The organism is Ketobacter alkanivorans, assembly GCF_002863865.1.
GTDB classification, from domain to species: domain Bacteria; phylum Pseudomonadota; class Gammaproteobacteria; order Pseudomonadales; family Ketobacteraceae; genus Ketobacter; species Ketobacter alkanivorans.
This window is the reverse complement of sequence record NZ_CP022684.1, coordinates 2,422,062-2,438,175: the sequence shown is the minus strand read 5'-3', so window position 1 is coordinate 2,438,175 and position 16,114 is coordinate 2,422,062. Positions and strand designations below refer to the sequence as shown.

The window sequence follows — 16,114 nt, the reverse complement described above, 5'->3', positions numbered from 1 at the left end:
AAGCGCTTAGAGTGGAACCGTGTAGAGACCAGTGACTGGATCCAGAACTGGGCGATGAATGTCATCACCCAGTCGCAACCCGGGTAGTTGGTCGCTGTTGCCGAAGTCCCAAGCAGGCAGACTCTGTTCATTCAGTTCAGAGCCCCAGTTTTCAAATAGTACAGACGTACTGCAAGTGAAATCATCACTGGATATTGGGCAGGCAAGCTCACTGACGTACTCAACCATGGTGGTCCTGTCATCTACTATAAAGGTCTCATCACGACCCACGGCGAGTGCTTGCCCGGTGACATCTTGGGACCAATACGAACTTTCCATCAGCACGGATAAATCGGTAGGAGCGTCATCTGTGTATACAACGCCAATCAATGCGCCAGTTTCGGTGCCATACTGTACTTGGCTCACGGAATAGGAGTTAGAGACCCTAACCCGGTTACCGCTAGGTCTGATGCCCCCGGCAAAACTGCCAATTGACGGCAGGTTGGCGAAGCCATCTGCAGAACCTTCGATCAAGCCACCAGTCCAACTGTTTTTAATGGTGGTCGTGCCGGAATCGGAGAACCCGACTAAGCCTCCAATATACCCGTTACCCATAACATGACCCGCAAAATAGCTGCCTTCAATGGTAAGGTGAGTATTGGGGGATGAAGTGTAATATCTGCCCAATAGTCCGCCAACTTGGGAGGAGTTTGTAAGCAAATTCATAGTGCTGTAACTATCGATAATATTGAGTTCGGCGTACGGCTGATCGTCCCAATTTGAATTGAAATGGCCAACCAGACCGCCGCTCAAAGCCCAAGATTCAATAGGTCCGGTTTTTGTTATTTCGCCACTACTGTGGCTGCGCACAATGTTTACTATACCGGTACTTGCAGAGACGTAGCCGATCAGGCCACCCAAATTCTCAGCGCCGTTTATTGACGTGGTAGAATGGCTATCAACTATATTAAGTGTTGAACTATAAACGGTTGCTTCGCCTATTAGACCGCCTGCTGTGCTAGCCAGATTCAATAAATTGCCTTGGTAAGAACAAGTGATGAAGTCCACCTGAGAGCTGCGCCGAATATCCAGTATCCCAATCATGCCTGACACGTTGGTGCCGCCAGACCGGTTGCCGGTAACAGAAATGTTTTCCAAGGTCAGCGAGCGCCCGTTGGAAAGTTGCACCTGACTAAACAGCCCGTTATGTTGCCAGTCTATATCAATAGAGTTTAGCTGCAGGTTGCGAACGAAATAGGCTTTGGCTTCAATCGGCTCCGACAAATACGGGGCATCAATGAATGAGTATGTCAGATTGCCTGGTAGGTTGTTCAGTGAATGCAGATTACCGTCGAAGTTAAAGGCAGTATAGCGGGCTTCTCCGCGCCAGCGAAGTTGCAACGTGGTCCAGTCATCACCCTCGCCGATCTGTCCGTCCTGGTTGGTGTCAAAATCCAAATCGGCTGTAAGTTCGTAACCGTTACAACCTTGTGTTGGGCAGCCGAGAAGGTTTAAGCGGCGTACTTTAATGATGTTAAACAATTCATCGGTAAAGAGTTCCAACAGGCCGTCGCCATCTTCGTCGGCATCGTAACGATCAGGTATGGTGTCGCCGTCGGTATCCAGGTCTTCGGTGTTAGGCTTAATGCTGACAGCGACGAAACTGTCGTTGTCACTGTAGGTGTCACCGTCATATACCTCGACCTTGAAAAGGTAGCCTTCCCCTGGCTGCTCAGCTATGAAGCTGGGTGAGCTGCTGCTGGGATTGGTTAGCTGCAGAGTGGGGCCGGTCAGCTGGGTCCAGACGTAGGTCAGGATATCGTTGTCTGCATCGCTGCTGGCGTTGCCGTTCATGAATATCGGGATACCGGCAGGCGCGACAAAATCGTTTCCAGCATCAGCAACGGGGGGATTGTTTCTGACGTTCACGGTAACGGTGAGATCATCCTCTGCGCCATATTCATCCTCAACGACCAATCTAAACTCTAGGCTATCCATAAAACCGGGCATGGTCAGTGTTAGCTGTGGGCTGGTGGGAGCAGGAATGTCCACCGGCTCGCCAGCAATTTGAGTCCACTGGTACTTGAGGGTGTCGCCATCTGGATCTATGGAGGTGGCTCCATCCAGAGTAATGGGTTGGTGTTTAAATCCAGATACAATGATGGGATAGGCCGAGCGGTTAATGCGGGCAACCGGTGTTCGATTGGTAGGTGAAACCACCACGGGCTGGCGGGAAAATGCCCTACCTTCATAGATTCCATAGAGTACGAACTCCAAAGGACTTAAGTCGTTGGGAACGCTAAATTGGATTGATAGCTGAAAGTCACTATTGACATAAGTGATTGGAACCGGCGGCCCGGATTGCTGAACCAACTGCAGAGTAACATCTTTATTTCTAGCAGTTGGCGGCAGATTATTCTTATATATAAAAAAATTCAATTCCTCATTACGAGATACCGAATTAGGTTCGTAAATATCCAGCTGAGTCGCCACAATAGAAACTGATTTCTGCGCTGAAAGGCATAGGCCTTCGCTGTCAGTTATAATCGTGGTGAGTTCTATCGTTTCTATGGTAAGAGGCGTCGAGAATCTCACAGACTCGCTGTTTTGCGATATGGTTCCTTCAGTGCCTTCAGTTTGACGCCATTCGTAGGTATAAGGTGGGGTAAGATCGCTATTAGTGAGAGACAAGGAAAAGGTTCGTATCGAGCCTGCATTAATTGTGTCAGGGCCGTTTATAGTTGCCGTTCCCACCAACATGTTGCCTTCGGCGTCTACTCCACAGTTGGCACCGGGTTCTTCTATGCCGGGTTCTTCTATGCCGGGTTCCTCCACCTCGCCACCACAAGCACCTAGGTTAAGGCAAAGTAGCCCCGCAATAACGTAATAGTTAAAAGACCTCACGTAAACCTTCCCCCAATTTGATTTTCAAATGCTCTATGCTTTTATAGATTAATAAAGTCAGAGTGCCCCATACTGGTGGCGTTAGGAATATTAACACAATAGATTAGGAGCAGCAGCTTTCGGTTCCTAGTACAGCTTTAGTGACTATTTGAAAACTTCCTGCAGGGGAATCATACACGGTACCGCCTGCCAGATGGTGCTCTGCTGCCGGTTGCCAATGGCCCAGCAGCCGCATCATCAGCTCGTCTTCCCGGTAATTGCGCGTGCCGTATTCCACATCCAGGGCATCGAAGCTGATGCGGTAATTTGATTGTGGGTTATGCGGGTCACACTGGCGGGAAGGTGGCGTCGTTTGGTGGGGGTCAGGCTGCCCACCCCGGTCACTGAGATGTTCATCAGCTCTTCCAACGGCAGCTTCAGCAGGGAGTCGATCTGTGTGGGCTGGCCGTGGGATGCTGTGCTACCAACCGCCACGGCCAGCGCCGTCATGAAATGAGCCGCTCGCCGATTCAGAGCTGTGCCCTAAGAAATATAGTGGATGAATTCCTCGCGGGGAAAACGGTAGCGGCGGTGATAGATGCCGTCTTCTGCCCGCTTGCCCACCCCTAAGATCATGGTCACGATGGCATCGGACGGCAGATCCAGGATTTTGCGCACCCGGCGTTCATCAAAACCCTCCATGGGGCAGGTATCGTAGCCATGTGCGCGGAATGCCAGCATCATGTTCTCCGCCGCCAATGCAGTGGATTTTACCGCCCAGGTCTTCATTTCGTTAATACCATAAGGGCCGCGGGGAATGGCCTGCTTAAGGCCTACCACCAACCCCAAGGCTTTTTTGGCCAGGCCAAGGCTGCCCAGCGGGCCGGGGTTGTAATGAAACAGGGCGATCTTGGAATAGTAGTTCTTGATGATTTTAGGCATGGTTTCTTCCGGCCAGTATTCCAGATTGCGCAGACTGTTCTGCTTCCAGGTATCCGGGCGGGCGATGATGGGGATCAGCACTTGCGCGGTGGTGGCTGCATTTTGACCCAGGCAGGCTTCAGCCAACTTTGCTTTCACTGCGTCATCCCGCACCACGTAAAACTCCCAAGGCTGCAGGTTGGATGAATTGGGGGCCAGCATGGCCAGATCCAGACAGTCCTCCACCACCGCATCCGGCACCGGCTCATCGGTAAAACGACGCACCGAGCGGCGGCTCTCCACAATTTTGCGGAATTCTTCGATGCTGGTTTCGGGGGCGATGGCTTCGTCGCGGTAATCGGTCATAACTGGCCTCTATTTTTGTTGTAGCCCTGTCTCTATGAAAAACACGGGCAATCTGTATTCCCGTAAGGCTAACAAAACCCAGAAGCTGAACCCATGACCGTACCTGCCAATGTGACTCGCTTTTTATTCCAGATACCCAGCCTGCAAGAGCCGCTGCGTGTGGTGGGTTTTGACATAAAGGCGGCGATATCCGCCCCGTTTCGCTGTGAAGTGGAGCTTGCCTGTGAAAACAGCGGATTAGACCTGCAGAATCTGATTGGCAAAAACGGCCTGCTGACACTGTTTGATGAGCGTACGCCCCAGTATCTGCACGGTGAAATCCTGAATATACAGCAGGGGGAAACCGGCAACCGCTTTACCCTCTATACCTTAACATTGGTGCCAAAAATTGAGTTTTTGCAATATCGCAGCAACCTGCGCATCTTTCAGCAGAAGTCGGTGCCTGACATCATCCGACAAGTATTGAAAGAGGCCAGTATTCAGGGGCAGGATCTGGAGTTGGATCTAAGCGGCAGTTATCCCCTGCGCGAATACTGTACCCAATACGGCGAAACAGACTTTCACTTTGTCAGCCGTCTAATGGAAGAAGAAGGGCTGTTCTACTTTTTCCAGCATCAGTTTGATCGTCATGTGCTGGTGATCAGCGACAACAATCAGCGCTTTCAACCGATTGCCGGTGCAGCCACAGTGCGTTTCAAAGAGCGCACCGGCATGGTGTCGGATCAGGAATCCATTTACGAACTGTCTGCCCATGCCAGTATCCGGCCGGGTAAGGTCACCTTGCGTGATTACTTCTTCGAAAAAACCAAACTCCGGTTGGAGCACAGCGCGCTGCAGGGTGATTACAGCGCCCTGGAGCAATACCACTACCGTGGTAACTTCGCCGATCCTGCGCAGGGTGAACGCTATGCCACATTGCGACAGCAGAGCCATCAAGCACTTGCCCGCAGAATAGAAGGTGAATCCGATTGTCAGCGGCTTTGGGCCGGGGCGCGTTTCTCGGTTAAAGATCACCCACAAAAAGACCTCAACGCAGAGCACATCCTGATCGCTGTCCATATTCAGGGGCGGCAACCCCAGTCCCTGGGGGAGGGCAGCAGCAGTGAAGGCACTCGTTTCTATGTTCAGTTCAAAGCCATACCTGCTTCAGTGCCTTATCGCCCGCAGGCGTTGACCCCGGCACCGCGAATAGAAGGCACCCAGACCGCCTTTGTGACCGGCCCGGCAGGGGAGGAAATCTACACCGACAAATTCGGTCGGGTGAAAGTACAGTTTCATTGGGATCGTGAAGGTCAGTATGACGAGAACAGCACCTGCTGGTTACGGGTAAGCCAGGCGCTGGCGGGTAACCAATGGGGGGCGATGGTGATTCCCAGGGTGGGGCAGGAGGTGATGGTCGCCTTCCTTGGCGGTGATCCGGATCGACCCATCGTAACGGGCGCGCTCTACAACGGTACCAGCGCGGTGCCCTATGAGCTTCCTGCCCACAAAACCCGATCCACATTCAAAAGCCACAGTAGCCCCGGTGGCGGGGGCTTCAACGAATTACGCATTGAAGACAAAAAAGGTCAGGAGCAGATCTATCTGCACGCGGAAAAAAACCTGGATGTGTATGTTCGCAACGAATGGAAAGAGTGGATAGGCAACGAACAGCACACCACGGTAGCCAACAATCTGAATCAGTCCGTCGGGGCAGACCAAAACACCATCATCAAGCAGAACCACAACCTGAAAGTGGGCAAAAACCTGTCCCAGAACGTGGCCCAAAAAGCCCAGCTGAAAATCGGGGGGTCCCATGTGGAGCAGGCCGGTCAGGATATCGTGCTCAAGGCAGGTATGACGCTGGTGATTCAGGCGGGGGTGGAACTCACCCTCAAAGCCGGCGGTGGCCTTGTTAAATTAGATCCGTCTGGTGTTACCGTTAAAGGGCCAATGGTACGCATCAATACCGGTGGTGCTGCCACCCCGGGTAAGCCTGCCCAAATCACTCCACCTGCCCCACCCCTAGCGGCGGATAAAGGCGATCCAGCTGGTAAAGCCAGTGCACCAGCCATGCCCAATACTGCACCCGTGGTGCAGGCCGTGATCAGTACAGACGCGCTGAAAGGCGGCAATGAATCCGTACAGAGAGCGGCTGTCTCCAGCAGGGATACCCGCGTTACCCTAAAAGAAATTGAAACTACGCCAGCCTGGGTGGGTATTCAGCTATCCGATGATCAAGGCCGCCCAGTGGCCAATCAAGCCTATGTGATCACCGACAGCAAAGGCAAAGAATATACAGGCACCACCGATGCAACTGGCATGGCGCGTTTGGAAGGGCTGCCTGTGGGCGCCTGCGATGTCCAATTCCCAGACAGCGAAGAGTGGAAGAAACAATGACCATTCACACGGTGCAACAAGGCGATAATCTAAGCAAAATTGCCCGCCAGTATAAGCACAAGGATTGGCGTATCATCTATAACCACTCGGAAAACGCAGCCTTTCGCAAGCGCCGACCCAATCCGAATCTGATTCACCCAGGTGACCAAATCTTTATCCCTGCAGTGGATCAGCAGTCAACCACTATCAATACCGGCACCATTCATAAGTTCAAGATCAAACCTGAAATTCCCCTACCAGACCTCAGCTGGCTCAAGGTACGAGCGCTGTATGATGATCCTTGGGAAACGCCTTTACCGGAAGAAAAAATCGATCTGATTATTGATCGAACGCCCTTTGTGAAAGAGCAACCACTGCAGGCGGGAGCCGGTAAAAACACTCGCACAAAGAGCGAAAGCCGCGCAAAAGAGACCTCCACTGAGCCGGGTACCGTCGTATTGGATGAGGTGCCCGAGGGTGTCGTGGAGCTGGAATTCAGTCGGACACCGGGCATTGAGGAGGAAATCGACGCTCAGAGAAACAGTATCGAGGGGCGTCTTGATGATGCCTATCGTGCGGTTGTGCGCCAGATGTTTGAATTCCAGAAACAGTGGGAAGAATATGGCACTGCCTCCATCATTATGAGTGGTGCAGACGGGGTTTACAGTGGTGCAGCAGATTGGTTTGAGGATCAGGGGGAGTTGCTGGAGGCGCAAACCTGGAAAGATCTGGGCAATGTCATTGCTGGAGTCAGTGGCAATATCTGGGCTTTTACCTCCACCTATATTGAATCCAAATATAAAGAGATGCAGGAGGCCAATCGTAGAGCTGGCGAGTGGTTGGATGAGGCGGGCGATAACCTCACCAATTGGAACTGGTGGGGTAATGAGCTTGACGAAGTGCAGGATGAGCTGGAATCCAGCGCTGTCCGCATTGTGGGTGAAATCAAAAGTGATGTAGAGCAGGCTGCGGATTTGCTCGAGTCTAGTGTGGATGCAACGGAAAAAATCTTTCGCCATCGTCATGCAATTTTGGCATTGCCTGAACAAATGGCAGCGGGCGATGTGGCGGCTATCGAACGTTTTGTCGATACCGTGCTGATGGATATCGATCCAGCCCTGGCACAGGAAATCAAGAATAATCCGGATTGGTCTGCTGTGCTTGAGATCATTGCAGATCATGAAACGATACTGACGTATCTTGCTTATGTAAGCCTCTTTATTGAAGCCATTCCTCCTAACTTCTATGCCTATTTGGGCGGCAAGGGGGGAGCCTATGTCCTAATGGAAGTCCTGTTGTTGATTTTGTGTTCACTGTTATCCGCTGGCGTGGCTACGGCAGGTCGTCTGGCCATGTTGTCCGCACGAATCAGTTCCATGGCGGGTAAGGCCGCACGGGTTAGCCAAAAGGTGAGGAAGGGTGTTAATGCCATTGAAGTATTCGCGGAGGCCGTGAATACCTTTGCCGAAACCGCAGTAGACATGCAGCAGTTGGGTAAAAAGCTGCGCAAAGGTCGTAATAGTGGCGTGAAATATCGTGGCCGATCTGGCGATACCCTCGAAGCGCGCAAAAAGCAGCAGAAGCGTAGTAAGAAATGCAGTGTTTGCGGGAAAGTGGGTGATGCTCCCGTGCGGCGGCGTAAAGGGGTGGTAGAGTACCAATGACAGATCTGCTATTGGAAAAAAAACAGTATCGCCAGCGTATTGAACGTGCAGTGAAAAACGATGATTCTCATCCTATCAATAACGGCGTTAAGATGCAGGCACACCATTTGCTTTCAGCTAAAGGCGTGCAGTTAGCGTCTTTGGGTAATGATCTGAAAAAGCTGGGTTACGATATTAATGTATTGGAAAACCTGGTGCTGCTGCCTTATAGCTTGCAGGCAGCCTGTCATATGAACGTGCAGCTGCATCGGGGCGATCACCGTGATTCCGATGCGGATCACCCGTTCACCTATCATGAGCGGGTAAAGATTGAATTGGCCAAAATCGAACAGTTTATCGATGCCTGCAAAGGTTGTGGGTCGGGATCAGAAACAGAGCGTACTCGAAAGCGGGTTCAGGCCAAGCTTGACCAAAAAAGCAAAATTCTGCTGTTGTTGATCAAAAAATATAAGGTTAAATTAACCCGTATATCCAAAGACTTTGAGGCGGGTGCCCGTGGCTGCGGTGGGCGCAACGGTGTAAGCGAATCGCCATTGGATACGTGCCCTTATCATCGGGATCATTCAGACGATCAGAGCGCAGGATTTAAATCAGCCATATCCAGGAACTATAAATTACAGGTAGGTCGATGACGTCAATAGGTGATGAATACTATTTTGCATTCCGGCCCGATGTGGAAGAAATACCCATATTGCAGGCAGATGACAAAGCCCGTGCAATGAAATATCGGTATCATGATTTGAGTGTAGGCGGCGCACCGCTGCGTTTTGCTAATGGCTTTCGGGCTGAGTTCCTGGCGCAGGGGATGAAAGAGAATATTACTGATATTCTGCACGATGCGCCGTTTTGCTTGATAAATGCCGATTTGCATGCGGAGCTGCAACAGTTTCCTACGCGTGGTTTGAATTTATATCCCGCAGTCTATATTGATAACCAAAATCAGTATCACGAAAATTACTGGTTTACCAACTTCTACCAGTCGCAGGACATAATAGATTGGGATGGCAGTGAGTTCGATGTGGTTGAAGGGGAGACGCCAGAAGATAACGAATACCTGTTTGATCGAATCAGGCTGGCCGAGGATAAGCTGGGCGCAATTCCTGAGCCAGAGCGCATGCTGTTACACATTAAAACCTTGGGGTACATCATATTTCATCAGCATATCGTTGATTTCGTCGAGCGTCAGGGGTTGAGTGGCATTAACTTCCTTAAAGTGCATGAATTTGAGGATGGTGATCAGTACGTGTAAGGCAAGCCACGCTATTGATTCAGAATCACTAAATGATTCTGCAAAAATTCATTTTGACGCGGAGATAGACACGCAATATATAGAGCAATTCAGGTATATGCCGGAGTTAAACAAAGACGTCATTTTGTTTAACTGGGTTCCAATTGACTACAAAACCTCGATAAAAGAACTTTCTTCCCGCTCATCTTATGATGATAGTGATTTCAAAATAGGGAACTACAGCTATCGTATATCAACGAACTGCCCAGAGCGTGGGATTGCTCTCTTTGATGCGATTGGAGGTTGGAACTATGGAGGGGCGGTTATTTGAGATATAAAACGGACATTGATAGGAATAATAGCAATATCGGATTGCCGCCAGGAAATCAGGTGACGTTAAGCGTGAGGCTGATTTGAAAAAGTATTCAGAAGAAAGACTGGGTTTGGGTAAGAAAATAGAAGCCTTCTGGCGCGGAGCCTGATTCGGGCTCCGCGCCAGAAGGCTGGCTGTGCGCTGGCTATCAACCCCCTGAAGTGTCAGCGGGGCTCGCTTGCTGGAATGTGTTGCCAGATGTTGGTGTCGCCTTTTTGTCGGGCAGGGTTCCGGGTAGCAGTTCAAAGGCCATGGTAAACGTTGACAGCATGTTCTTCAGTTCATCATAGGGCTTTCGGTTGCCTTTTAATGTGGCTTTTCCAGCTTTGATTTTCTCGTCAAAGGTAATTTTGCCCATCATGACGTCATTCAGTTCGGATCGGTTCATGGTGATGGTGAGATCGGCCTTTGACGACTGAACACCGCTGATGTTGGTGAGTGCAGAATTGCTCAGTTCCACCAGATATTTTTCACCATTATCGGGTGTGACGAAGTTGATAATGAAGTGCTTACCGTCGGTTTTGCTCGTGTCTAAACGGACTCCCAGGAAATCGAGCCACAGTCCAGTGGACATGCCACGGATTACGTCGGGGCCTGATGCTTTCGGTGACGCACCGCTGGGCATGCCATGCCGTAGCTCATACGCAGCGGCCAGGAAGCTGTTGCGCACACTGGGGCTTTCCTTTTGGTAGCCAATTTGTTCAAAAGTGTCAGCCAGCAGGTCTTTTGCGGTCTGGTTTTTGGGTTCGGCATACACCAGCTTGTTGAGTATCTCGGAAGCGTGCAGATACTTGCCTTCCTCATACAGCGCGCGCCCCTTCTTGATGATCTTTTTGGCGCCGCCCATCATTTCAACATACAGTGGGGCTGAGTCTTCCGGTGACAGAGGGACGAGTGTGGCTGGATTGGCATCCCAGTAACCGAGATAACGATTCACCACCGCACGACTGTTGTGCTCTTCGGAGCCGTGATAGCTGTGTGCTGCCCACTGATTGCGCAGGCTGTCCGGCAGTGCATAGACGTTGTGTATTTGATTGATGGTTACGCCTTGGTTGGCCAGATGCAAAACCTGGTTGTTCAGGTGTGCGTAGGTGTCACGTTGAGTCCGCATGATTTCCTGAATTCGATCGTTACCCCATCGTGGCCAGCTGTGGGAGGCGAACATGACTTCCGCGTCTTGCCCGAATCGGTACAGTGCAATATTGATTTGCTTCGACCATTCCAGTGCATCACGTACCAGGGCGCCGCGTAGCGTGTAGATGTTGTGAATGGTGCCGGTGATGTTCTCAGCTGCCCAGAACGCTTTCATGTCCGGAAACCAAGTGTTCATCTCGGCCGGAGCCTCGGTGCCGGGCGTGTTCTGAAAGACCATTTTAATGCCGTCGATGGTCATGTCTTCAAAGTCTTGCTTGATGATGACGTTGGGTTCAATAAGTCCGAGGTTGCCAGCGGCGGTATTCTTGCCGATGGATTGATCGACGTGGCCGTAGGGGCTACGGGGTAGCAATACACCGTATTGGAAGAACATGCGGCGTGTCATGACGTTGCCAGCCATGACATTCTCGGCCACGGCGTGATGCATAAACCCTTCGGGAGCGATGATCTTGACCTTGCCTGATTTGACGTCAGCCTCGTCCACTACGCCGCGAACTCCACCGAAATGGTCACCATGGGAGTGCGAGTAAACCACAGCAACCACCGGGCGCTCACCCAGTTGTTCATTTATAAACTTAAGGGCAGCGGCAGCGGTTTCTTTTGCGGTCAATGGATCGAAGACAATCCAGCCGGTTTTACCTTTAATAAAGCTGATGTTGGCAAGGTCGTAGCCGCGTACCTGATAGATTTTACCGGGCACCACTTCGTACAAGCCATAGGCCATATTGAGAATGGCTTGACGCTGGAGTGAGGGATGAATGCTGTCGAAGTTCTGGCCTTCTTCCAACAACCATTCGTAGCTTCCCATGTCCCACGCCACGTTGCCGGCTTCTGCCATGATTTGTTTGTAGGTAGGCGCAGCGATAAAGCCCCGCTTTGCCTCTTCAAAATCACGTTTGTCGTCGAATGGCAGACTCTTACGCAGTCCTTCTTGCAGCTCTATCGTGTACTTCGAGGGTAACTTACCCTTCGGATCAAAGTGCTTGCTCGGGTCGCTGGTAACAACGCCCCCGCCGCCAGCGGCCAGTGTGTGTGCTTATACTAAGGAGGCAGGTAAGGGCTAGAGCAGTGTGGCTCAGTTTTGAAATCATGGATGCTTTCTCATTGTTGTGGATTCAGGCGCTCTTGTTTATCGAATAATGATTGTCCGGTGCGGTTATTCGAGTTGTGAAACTATGCTTAGTGCTTCAGACTCAGGCGTCAGGGTGAATTTCGGCCGGCCGGCCGGCCAACCCCAGAGTATTTCCCCTTTTATATAGATCGTGGTGCCTGGTGTCACTTTAACCGTGATGGAATCCTGGCCATCCACTGAAGGCGATCTAACGGTAAAGGTATACTCCTGCGGAGCCAGCTCTTTGCGGATCACGGTTCCGTTTGAAAGCGAACCAATCACCGCGCCGGCATGGTCGTTAATGGAAAATCGAATGGCTGCGCCTTTTGCTTTCTTTTCTCGAAAGAAGACGATGGTGCCATTGTTTGTGTTGGCACTGGTCTCGGTATCTGACACAGCTGGGCTGGCGAAGCACACTAGAGGAAGAAGGGCGAGCAAGGATATCAGCAGGGAGTTGAGCATGACTTTAATAAGCTCCGAGGTCTGTTTAGGTTGAATTAACACCAAGCTACAGTCCTCTTTCGGGATATTGGCGATAATATCTTCCTCAATATATGTATAAGACTTGTACCCATCTATTGGATGTATAGTAGGTTGGCTAATTTAACACCACCAAATGATTCGGCAACTCATTCTTGCTTTCTGTCGCCGGCGAATATTGTTTTAACAATTCACCGCAGGCGTTGATGCAACCGAGCATGCCATCCAAGGTCTGCTTGCGCTTAATATGGGCGGTCAATTCGTTCACGATGCCTTGCCATTGATCGTTGCTCACGTGCTGGCTGATGCCGCGGTCGGCGATGATCTCTACGTAGTGCTCTGCTTCCGATACAAATACCAGCACCCCGGTTTCGCCTTTGGTATGGTGCAGGTTGTTGTCCAGAAACTGGCGTCGTGCCAAACTCGAAGCGCGCCACTGTTTTACCGATTTTGGAACCAGTCGCATCATAATGGCCGGTATCCGAAACAGTAACGCCAACACTGCAAACGTAGCCCATTGAGCCAGGAACAGTTCATCGCTGCTTAACCAAAAAGGCGTCAGCTTCAGCACAATGGGAACCAACAGTGCGGCAACGGCAGCGTACAGTGTCGGGATATACAGGTAGCCATCGGCCTGCTTGGCTAATACGGTGACCAGTTCTGCGTCTGTGTTGTGTTCGATGGCATCTATGGCATCTGCTACCGATTTAAGCTGCTGCTGCGTCAATAATGTCATCACCATCCTCCCGAGGCGCCACCGCCTCCAAAACTGCCACCGCCGCCGGAAAAACCGCCCCCTCCACCGAATCCGCCGCTGCCCAGGCCGCCACCGTAGTAGTGACCAGAGCCGTAGCGACGGCCAAAACCAGGGCCACCGCCACCACGTAACACGTTCATGGCGATGATTATGATGAAAATCAGCAGCACGAGGGCGGTTGGCGCCTTTTTGCCGCTGCTGGCTTTGCGCATACTGTATTGGCCGCCCAAGGCGGCAATGATGGCGGTGGTGCCTGCCTCAATACCCTGTTCAAACTGGCCGCGCTTGAAGGCGGGTCGCAGTATGGTTTGAATGATATTGGCGCTGATAGCATCGGTGAGGGTGCCTTCCAGGCCATAGCCCACTTCAATCCGCATGCTACGCTCGGCTTTGGCGATGATCAGCAACACACCGTTATTTTTGCCTTTTTGGCCGATCTCCCAGTGTCGGCCTAACTGGTAGCCGAATGTTTCTATGCCATAGCCTTGTAAATCAGGCACGGTAACCACCACTATCTGATTACCGGTTGCGTTGGCGTGGGCCTGTAATTGAGACGTGATGCGTTGTTCTGCTGAGCTGTCCAGCAAATTGGCGGTATCCACCACCTGCCCGGACAATTTGGGAAACGAGGGCTGCGCCAGCAACGAGGTGCTGATCAATATTCCCAATAGCAGTCCGCAGCATAGCCGTAACATCAGAACTCAACCTTAGGTGCTTCTTCGGCACCACTGCTGGTGGCCTGATAGGTTTCGCGCAGGGGCATGTCACTGTAGAGCAAGCTGTGCCAGATACGGCCCGGGAAGGTGCGGATCTCGGTATTGTAGGCGCTTACAGACTGAATAAAATCCCTGCGCGCCACGCTGATCCGGTTTTCGGTGCCTTCCAGTTGCGACTGTAATGCCAGAAAGTTCTGATTTGCCTTAAGATCAGGATACCGTTCAACCACCACCATCAATCGACTCAGGGCGCTGGTCAACTGGCCTTGAGCCGCTTCAAATTGTTGCAGGGCTTTGGGGTCGTTGATGATGGAGTTGTCCACCTGCATGGAGCCTACCTTGGCGCGGGCCTCCACTACCGCTTGCAGCGTTTCCTGCTCGTGGGCTGCATAGCCCTTAACGGTCGATACTAAATTGGGAATCAGATCGCTACGGCGTTGATACTGATTTTCCACCTGGGCCCAGTTGGCTTTAACCTGCTCATCCAGGCTGGGGATGTTGTTTACTCCGCAACCACTGAGGCTGATCACGGAAATCAGTAACATTAAACTGATGAGAAAATTCTTCGGCAACATGAAGTGCTCCTTCGTCTGCACGTTTAGTAAGCTGCGGCCAGTGTATTCAATAGCTGCCCGCAAAGCCATGGTTGTATCCACTGTATTGATCATGGTAATACGGAGTTCAACTTTACAATTCAAATAGGGGGTACATCATGGATCTGGAAGGCATACCAAAATCGTTCTGGCATGCAGCCAGTTTTGCCCTGGTGGCGTTTACCGTTGGGTTTTTGTTCATCTCGTACAAATATGGGGATCTGACTGTAAAATTCAATGAGCTGGAAGTCCGTACTACCAATACCTTCGCTTTGGAAGACAGCTTAAGCAAGCAGGAAGAAAGCATTCGCCAGCAGGAAAAAATCATTGCCGAGCGGGAAAAGGAAGTGAATGAATTGAAGCTGCTTCTGGATCAGCGGGTGCAGGAGCTGGAAGAGGTCAAACAGGAATTGGCCAGCCTGCAGGATAATCAAGCCCTCAGCGCTTCATCGGCGGTGGTGTCGAAGCTGCGCAGGGTGTCAGCGGATGATTCCCTGGCTAAGGCGTATCAAAGCAAGCAGGCTACGCTGGAGTCTTTGAAGAAGGAGCAGATCGTAGAGAAAAAGCTCTACGATAACCAGCGCAGCATGTATGAAACGCAGCAACAGATCCAGCAGCAGTGGGTTGCACCGGTTTCCCGATAGAGGATGCTACATGTGATCAAGGGCGGCCTGGTAGCCAGCACGAAAATCAGGAAACGTGAAGCAGTACCCAGTCGTTTTCAATAGTTTGTTGTTGCATCGTTTGTTTTGTGATGCTGGATCGGCGGCACAGACCGGTTTGGGATCTGGTGCCCCCAGTTGTGACGCCAACCAGCGGCAAACAGTTGCTTCATTGGCAGGGTCATCATCCACCGCAACGTAGACGGAATGAAGGGGTGCGCCCTGTTCGCTTTGCTCGATCAGATGTCGCAACACCCCCACGCAGTCGTCCTGGTGGATGCGGTTGGTATACTTGGGGGGCTCGGACTGGATTTCCGCTCCCGCCTGAACTCTTCGGATCAACCAGCTGCGGCCGCCCCCATAAATGCCACCAAAACGCACGGCGCTGTATGGCAAGCCAGACTCCTCCAGCAGAGCCTCGGCCTCCAGCATACGAACCCCATTGTAACGCTGTGGGTGTGTTGTGCTGTGTTCATCCACCCAACTGCCATCATCCTGATGATAAACTGCCGTACTGGAGACAAACAAAAAACGGCGTAGGGCATGCCCTTGCAACGCTTTGAGTAAATGCTTAACGGCCCGTGGATAGCCTGTCTCATAGCCTGCGTCACTGCGTTCTGAGGGGGTGCCGGTGTGAACAACGTAATGCAAATCGGCAGGCAGTAAATCATCGGGCAATGGCTTGCTCAGATCCGCTTGTATACTGGGAAAGGCCATCGCCACGGCCGAGCGACGCAAGCCATATACCTCATGCCCGGCTGCTTGCAGTTGCTCTCCCAGCTGGTTGCCAATTGATCCGCAGCCTGCCAACAAAATTCTCGCCATGATTACCGTTACCAGTCTTGATAGTTAAAGTGTTATATTCTTC

Annotated in this window: 15 protein-coding genes; 6 read left to right on the top strand and 9 right to left on the bottom strand. The window is 51.5% G+C overall.

The genetic code is table 11. The annotated features are described in order from the left end of the window. Nucleotides 1–6 precede the first annotated feature (6 nt). The 3 genes from Kalk_RS10495 to Kalk_RS10485 all read right to left on the bottom strand — a co-directional run bounded on the left by Kalk_RS10495 (nucleotide 7) and on the right by Kalk_RS10485 (nucleotide 4,149). Nucleotides 7–2,883 (bottom strand): PKD domain-containing protein, encoded by a 2,877-nt coding sequence (locus Kalk_RS10495; RefSeq protein WP_158643428.1) that lies wholly within the window; start codon nucleotides 2,881–2,883, stop codon nucleotides 7–9. A 237-nt stretch (nucleotides 2,884–3,120) separates the two neighbouring features. Continuing rightward, nucleotides 3,121–3,357, bottom strand: a complete 237-nt coding sequence (locus Kalk_RS10490) for a hypothetical protein (RefSeq protein WP_158643427.1) — start codon at nucleotides 3,355–3,357, stop codon at nucleotides 3,121–3,123. Between the two features lie 48 nt (nucleotides 3,358–3,405). Further along, the gene (locus Kalk_RS10485; RefSeq protein WP_101894199.1) at nucleotides 3,406–4,149 is read right to left on the bottom strand and encodes a nitroreductase family protein; all 744 of its coding nucleotides are present in this window, start codon (nucleotides 4,147–4,149) and stop codon (nucleotides 3,406–3,408) included. 93 nt (nucleotides 4,150–4,242) lie between these two features. Here Kalk_RS10485 and Kalk_RS10480 point away from each other — a divergent pair, with 93 nt between their 5' ends. The 5 genes from Kalk_RS10480 to Kalk_RS10460 are packed head-to-tail and all read left to right on the top strand — an operon-like array spanning nucleotide 4,243 to nucleotide 9,730. After that, the gene (locus tag Kalk_RS10480) at nucleotides 4,243–6,528 is read left to right on the top strand and encodes a type VI secretion system Vgr family protein (protein ID WP_101894198.1); all 2,286 of its coding nucleotides are present in this window, start codon (nucleotides 4,243–4,245) and stop codon (nucleotides 6,526–6,528) included. Continuing rightward, nucleotides 6,525–8,171 carry a LysM peptidoglycan-binding domain-containing protein gene (locus tag Kalk_RS10475; protein ID WP_101894197.1) on the top strand — a complete coding sequence of 549 codons (1,647 nt, stop codon included), beginning with the start codon at nucleotides 6,525–6,527 and terminating at the stop codon, nucleotides 8,169–8,171. Before Kalk_RS10480 ends, Kalk_RS10475 begins: the two co-directional genes overlap by 4 nt. Further along, entirely contained in the window at nucleotides 8,168–8,803 is a 636-nt protein-coding gene (locus Kalk_RS10470; RefSeq protein ID WP_101894196.1) for an AHH domain-containing protein, read from the top strand. Before Kalk_RS10475 ends, Kalk_RS10470 begins: the two co-directional genes overlap by 4 nt. Continuing rightward, on the top strand, nucleotides 8,800–9,420 hold the full coding sequence (locus Kalk_RS10465) for a hypothetical protein (protein ID WP_101894195.1): 621 nt from the start codon (nucleotides 8,800–8,802) through the stop codon (nucleotides 9,418–9,420). The genes Kalk_RS10470 and Kalk_RS10465 overlap by 4 nt, the downstream gene beginning before the upstream one ends. Further along, on the top strand, nucleotides 9,401–9,730 hold the full coding sequence (locus Kalk_RS10460; RefSeq protein WP_101894194.1) for a hypothetical protein: 330 nt from the start codon (nucleotides 9,401–9,403) through the stop codon (nucleotides 9,728–9,730). The genes Kalk_RS10465 and Kalk_RS10460 overlap by 20 nt, the downstream gene beginning before the upstream one ends. 190 nt (nucleotides 9,731–9,920) lie before the next feature. On the opposite strand, the gene Kalk_RS10455 is transcribed toward Kalk_RS10460, so the two are convergent. The 5 genes from Kalk_RS10455 to Kalk_RS10435 form a co-directional block, all read right to left on the bottom strand. Next, the gene (locus Kalk_RS10455; RefSeq protein ID WP_199768049.1) at nucleotides 9,921–11,765 is read right to left on the bottom strand and encodes an alkyl/aryl-sulfatase; all 1,845 of its coding nucleotides are present in this window, start codon (nucleotides 11,763–11,765) and stop codon (nucleotides 9,921–9,923) included. 318 nt (nucleotides 11,766–12,083) lie between these two features. Continuing rightward, on the bottom strand, nucleotides 12,084–12,545 hold the full coding sequence (locus Kalk_RS10450) for a hypothetical protein (RefSeq protein WP_101894192.1): 462 nt from the start codon (nucleotides 12,543–12,545) through the stop codon (nucleotides 12,084–12,086). Between the two features lie 91 nt (nucleotides 12,546–12,636). Beyond that, nucleotides 12,637–13,254 (bottom strand): TPM domain-containing protein, encoded by a 618-nt coding sequence (locus tag Kalk_RS10445; protein WP_101894191.1) that lies wholly within the window; start codon nucleotides 13,252–13,254, stop codon nucleotides 12,637–12,639. After that, nucleotides 13,254–13,970, bottom strand: coding sequence for a TPM domain-containing protein (locus Kalk_RS10440; RefSeq protein ID WP_101894190.1), 717 nt, complete (start codon nucleotides 13,968–13,970; stop codon nucleotides 13,254–13,256). The genes Kalk_RS10445 and Kalk_RS10440 overlap by 1 nt, the downstream gene beginning before the upstream one ends. Further along, on the bottom strand, nucleotides 13,970–14,566 hold the full coding sequence (locus tag Kalk_RS10435; RefSeq protein ID WP_101896281.1) for a LemA family protein: 597 nt from the start codon (nucleotides 14,564–14,566) through the stop codon (nucleotides 13,970–13,972). Before Kalk_RS10435 ends, Kalk_RS10440 begins: the two co-directional genes overlap by 1 nt. A 137-nt stretch (nucleotides 14,567–14,703) precedes the next feature. Here Kalk_RS10435 and Kalk_RS10430 point away from each other — a divergent pair, with 137 nt between their 5' ends. Continuing rightward, nucleotides 14,704–15,228 (top strand): hypothetical protein, encoded by a 525-nt coding sequence (locus Kalk_RS10430; protein WP_101894189.1) that lies wholly within the window; start codon nucleotides 14,704–14,706, stop codon nucleotides 15,226–15,228. 6 nt (nucleotides 15,229–15,234) lie between these two features. On the opposite strand, the gene Kalk_RS10425 is transcribed toward Kalk_RS10430, so the two are convergent. Further along, nucleotides 15,235–16,071 carry an NAD(P)H-binding protein gene (locus tag Kalk_RS10425; protein ID WP_101894188.1) on the bottom strand — a complete coding sequence of 279 codons (837 nt, stop codon included), beginning with the start codon at nucleotides 16,069–16,071 and terminating at the stop codon, nucleotides 15,235–15,237. Nucleotides 16,072–16,114 lie beyond the last annotated feature (43 nt).

Bases quoted from the DNA above. Each gene is read 5' to 3' on its own strand.
- Kalk_RS10430 (WP_101894189.1), top strand. From the start codon at position 14,704: ATGGATCTGGAAGGCATACCAAAATCGTTCTGGCATGCAGCCAGTTTT.
- Kalk_RS10425 (WP_101894188.1), bottom strand. From the start codon at position 16,071: ATGGCGAGAATTTTGTTGGCAGGCTGCGGATCAATTGGCAACCAGCTG.
- Kalk_RS10485 (WP_101894199.1), bottom strand. From the start codon at position 4,149: ATGACCGATTACCGCGACGAAGCCATCGCCCCCGAAACCAGCATCGAA.
- Kalk_RS10435 (WP_101896281.1), bottom strand. From the start codon at position 14,566: ATGTTGCCGAAGAATTTTCTCATCAGTTTAATGTTACTGATTTCCGTG.
- Kalk_RS10455 (WP_199768049.1), bottom strand. From the start codon at position 11,765: ATGGCAGAAGCCGGCAACGTGGCGTGGGACATGGGAAGCTACGAATGG.
- Kalk_RS10445 (WP_101894191.1), bottom strand. From the start codon at position 13,254: ATGACATTATTGACGCAGCAGCAGCTTAAATCGGTAGCAGATGCCATA.
- Kalk_RS10440 (WP_101894190.1), bottom strand. From the start codon at position 13,970: ATGTTACGGCTATGCTGCGGACTGCTATTGGGAATATTGATCAGCACC.
- Kalk_RS10480 (WP_101894198.1), top strand. From the start codon at position 4,243: ATGACCGTACCTGCCAATGTGACTCGCTTTTTATTCCAGATACCCAGC.
- Kalk_RS10470 (WP_101894196.1), top strand. From the start codon at position 8,168: ATGACAGATCTGCTATTGGAAAAAAAACAGTATCGCCAGCGTATTGAA.
- Kalk_RS10475 (WP_101894197.1), top strand. From the start codon at position 6,525: ATGACCATTCACACGGTGCAACAAGGCGATAATCTAAGCAAAATTGCC.
- Kalk_RS10465 (WP_101894195.1), top strand. From the start codon at position 8,800: ATGACGTCAATAGGTGATGAATACTATTTTGCATTCCGGCCCGATGTG.
- Kalk_RS10460 (WP_101894194.1), top strand. From the start codon at position 9,401: ATGGTGATCAGTACGTGTAAGGCAAGCCACGCTATTGATTCAGAATCA.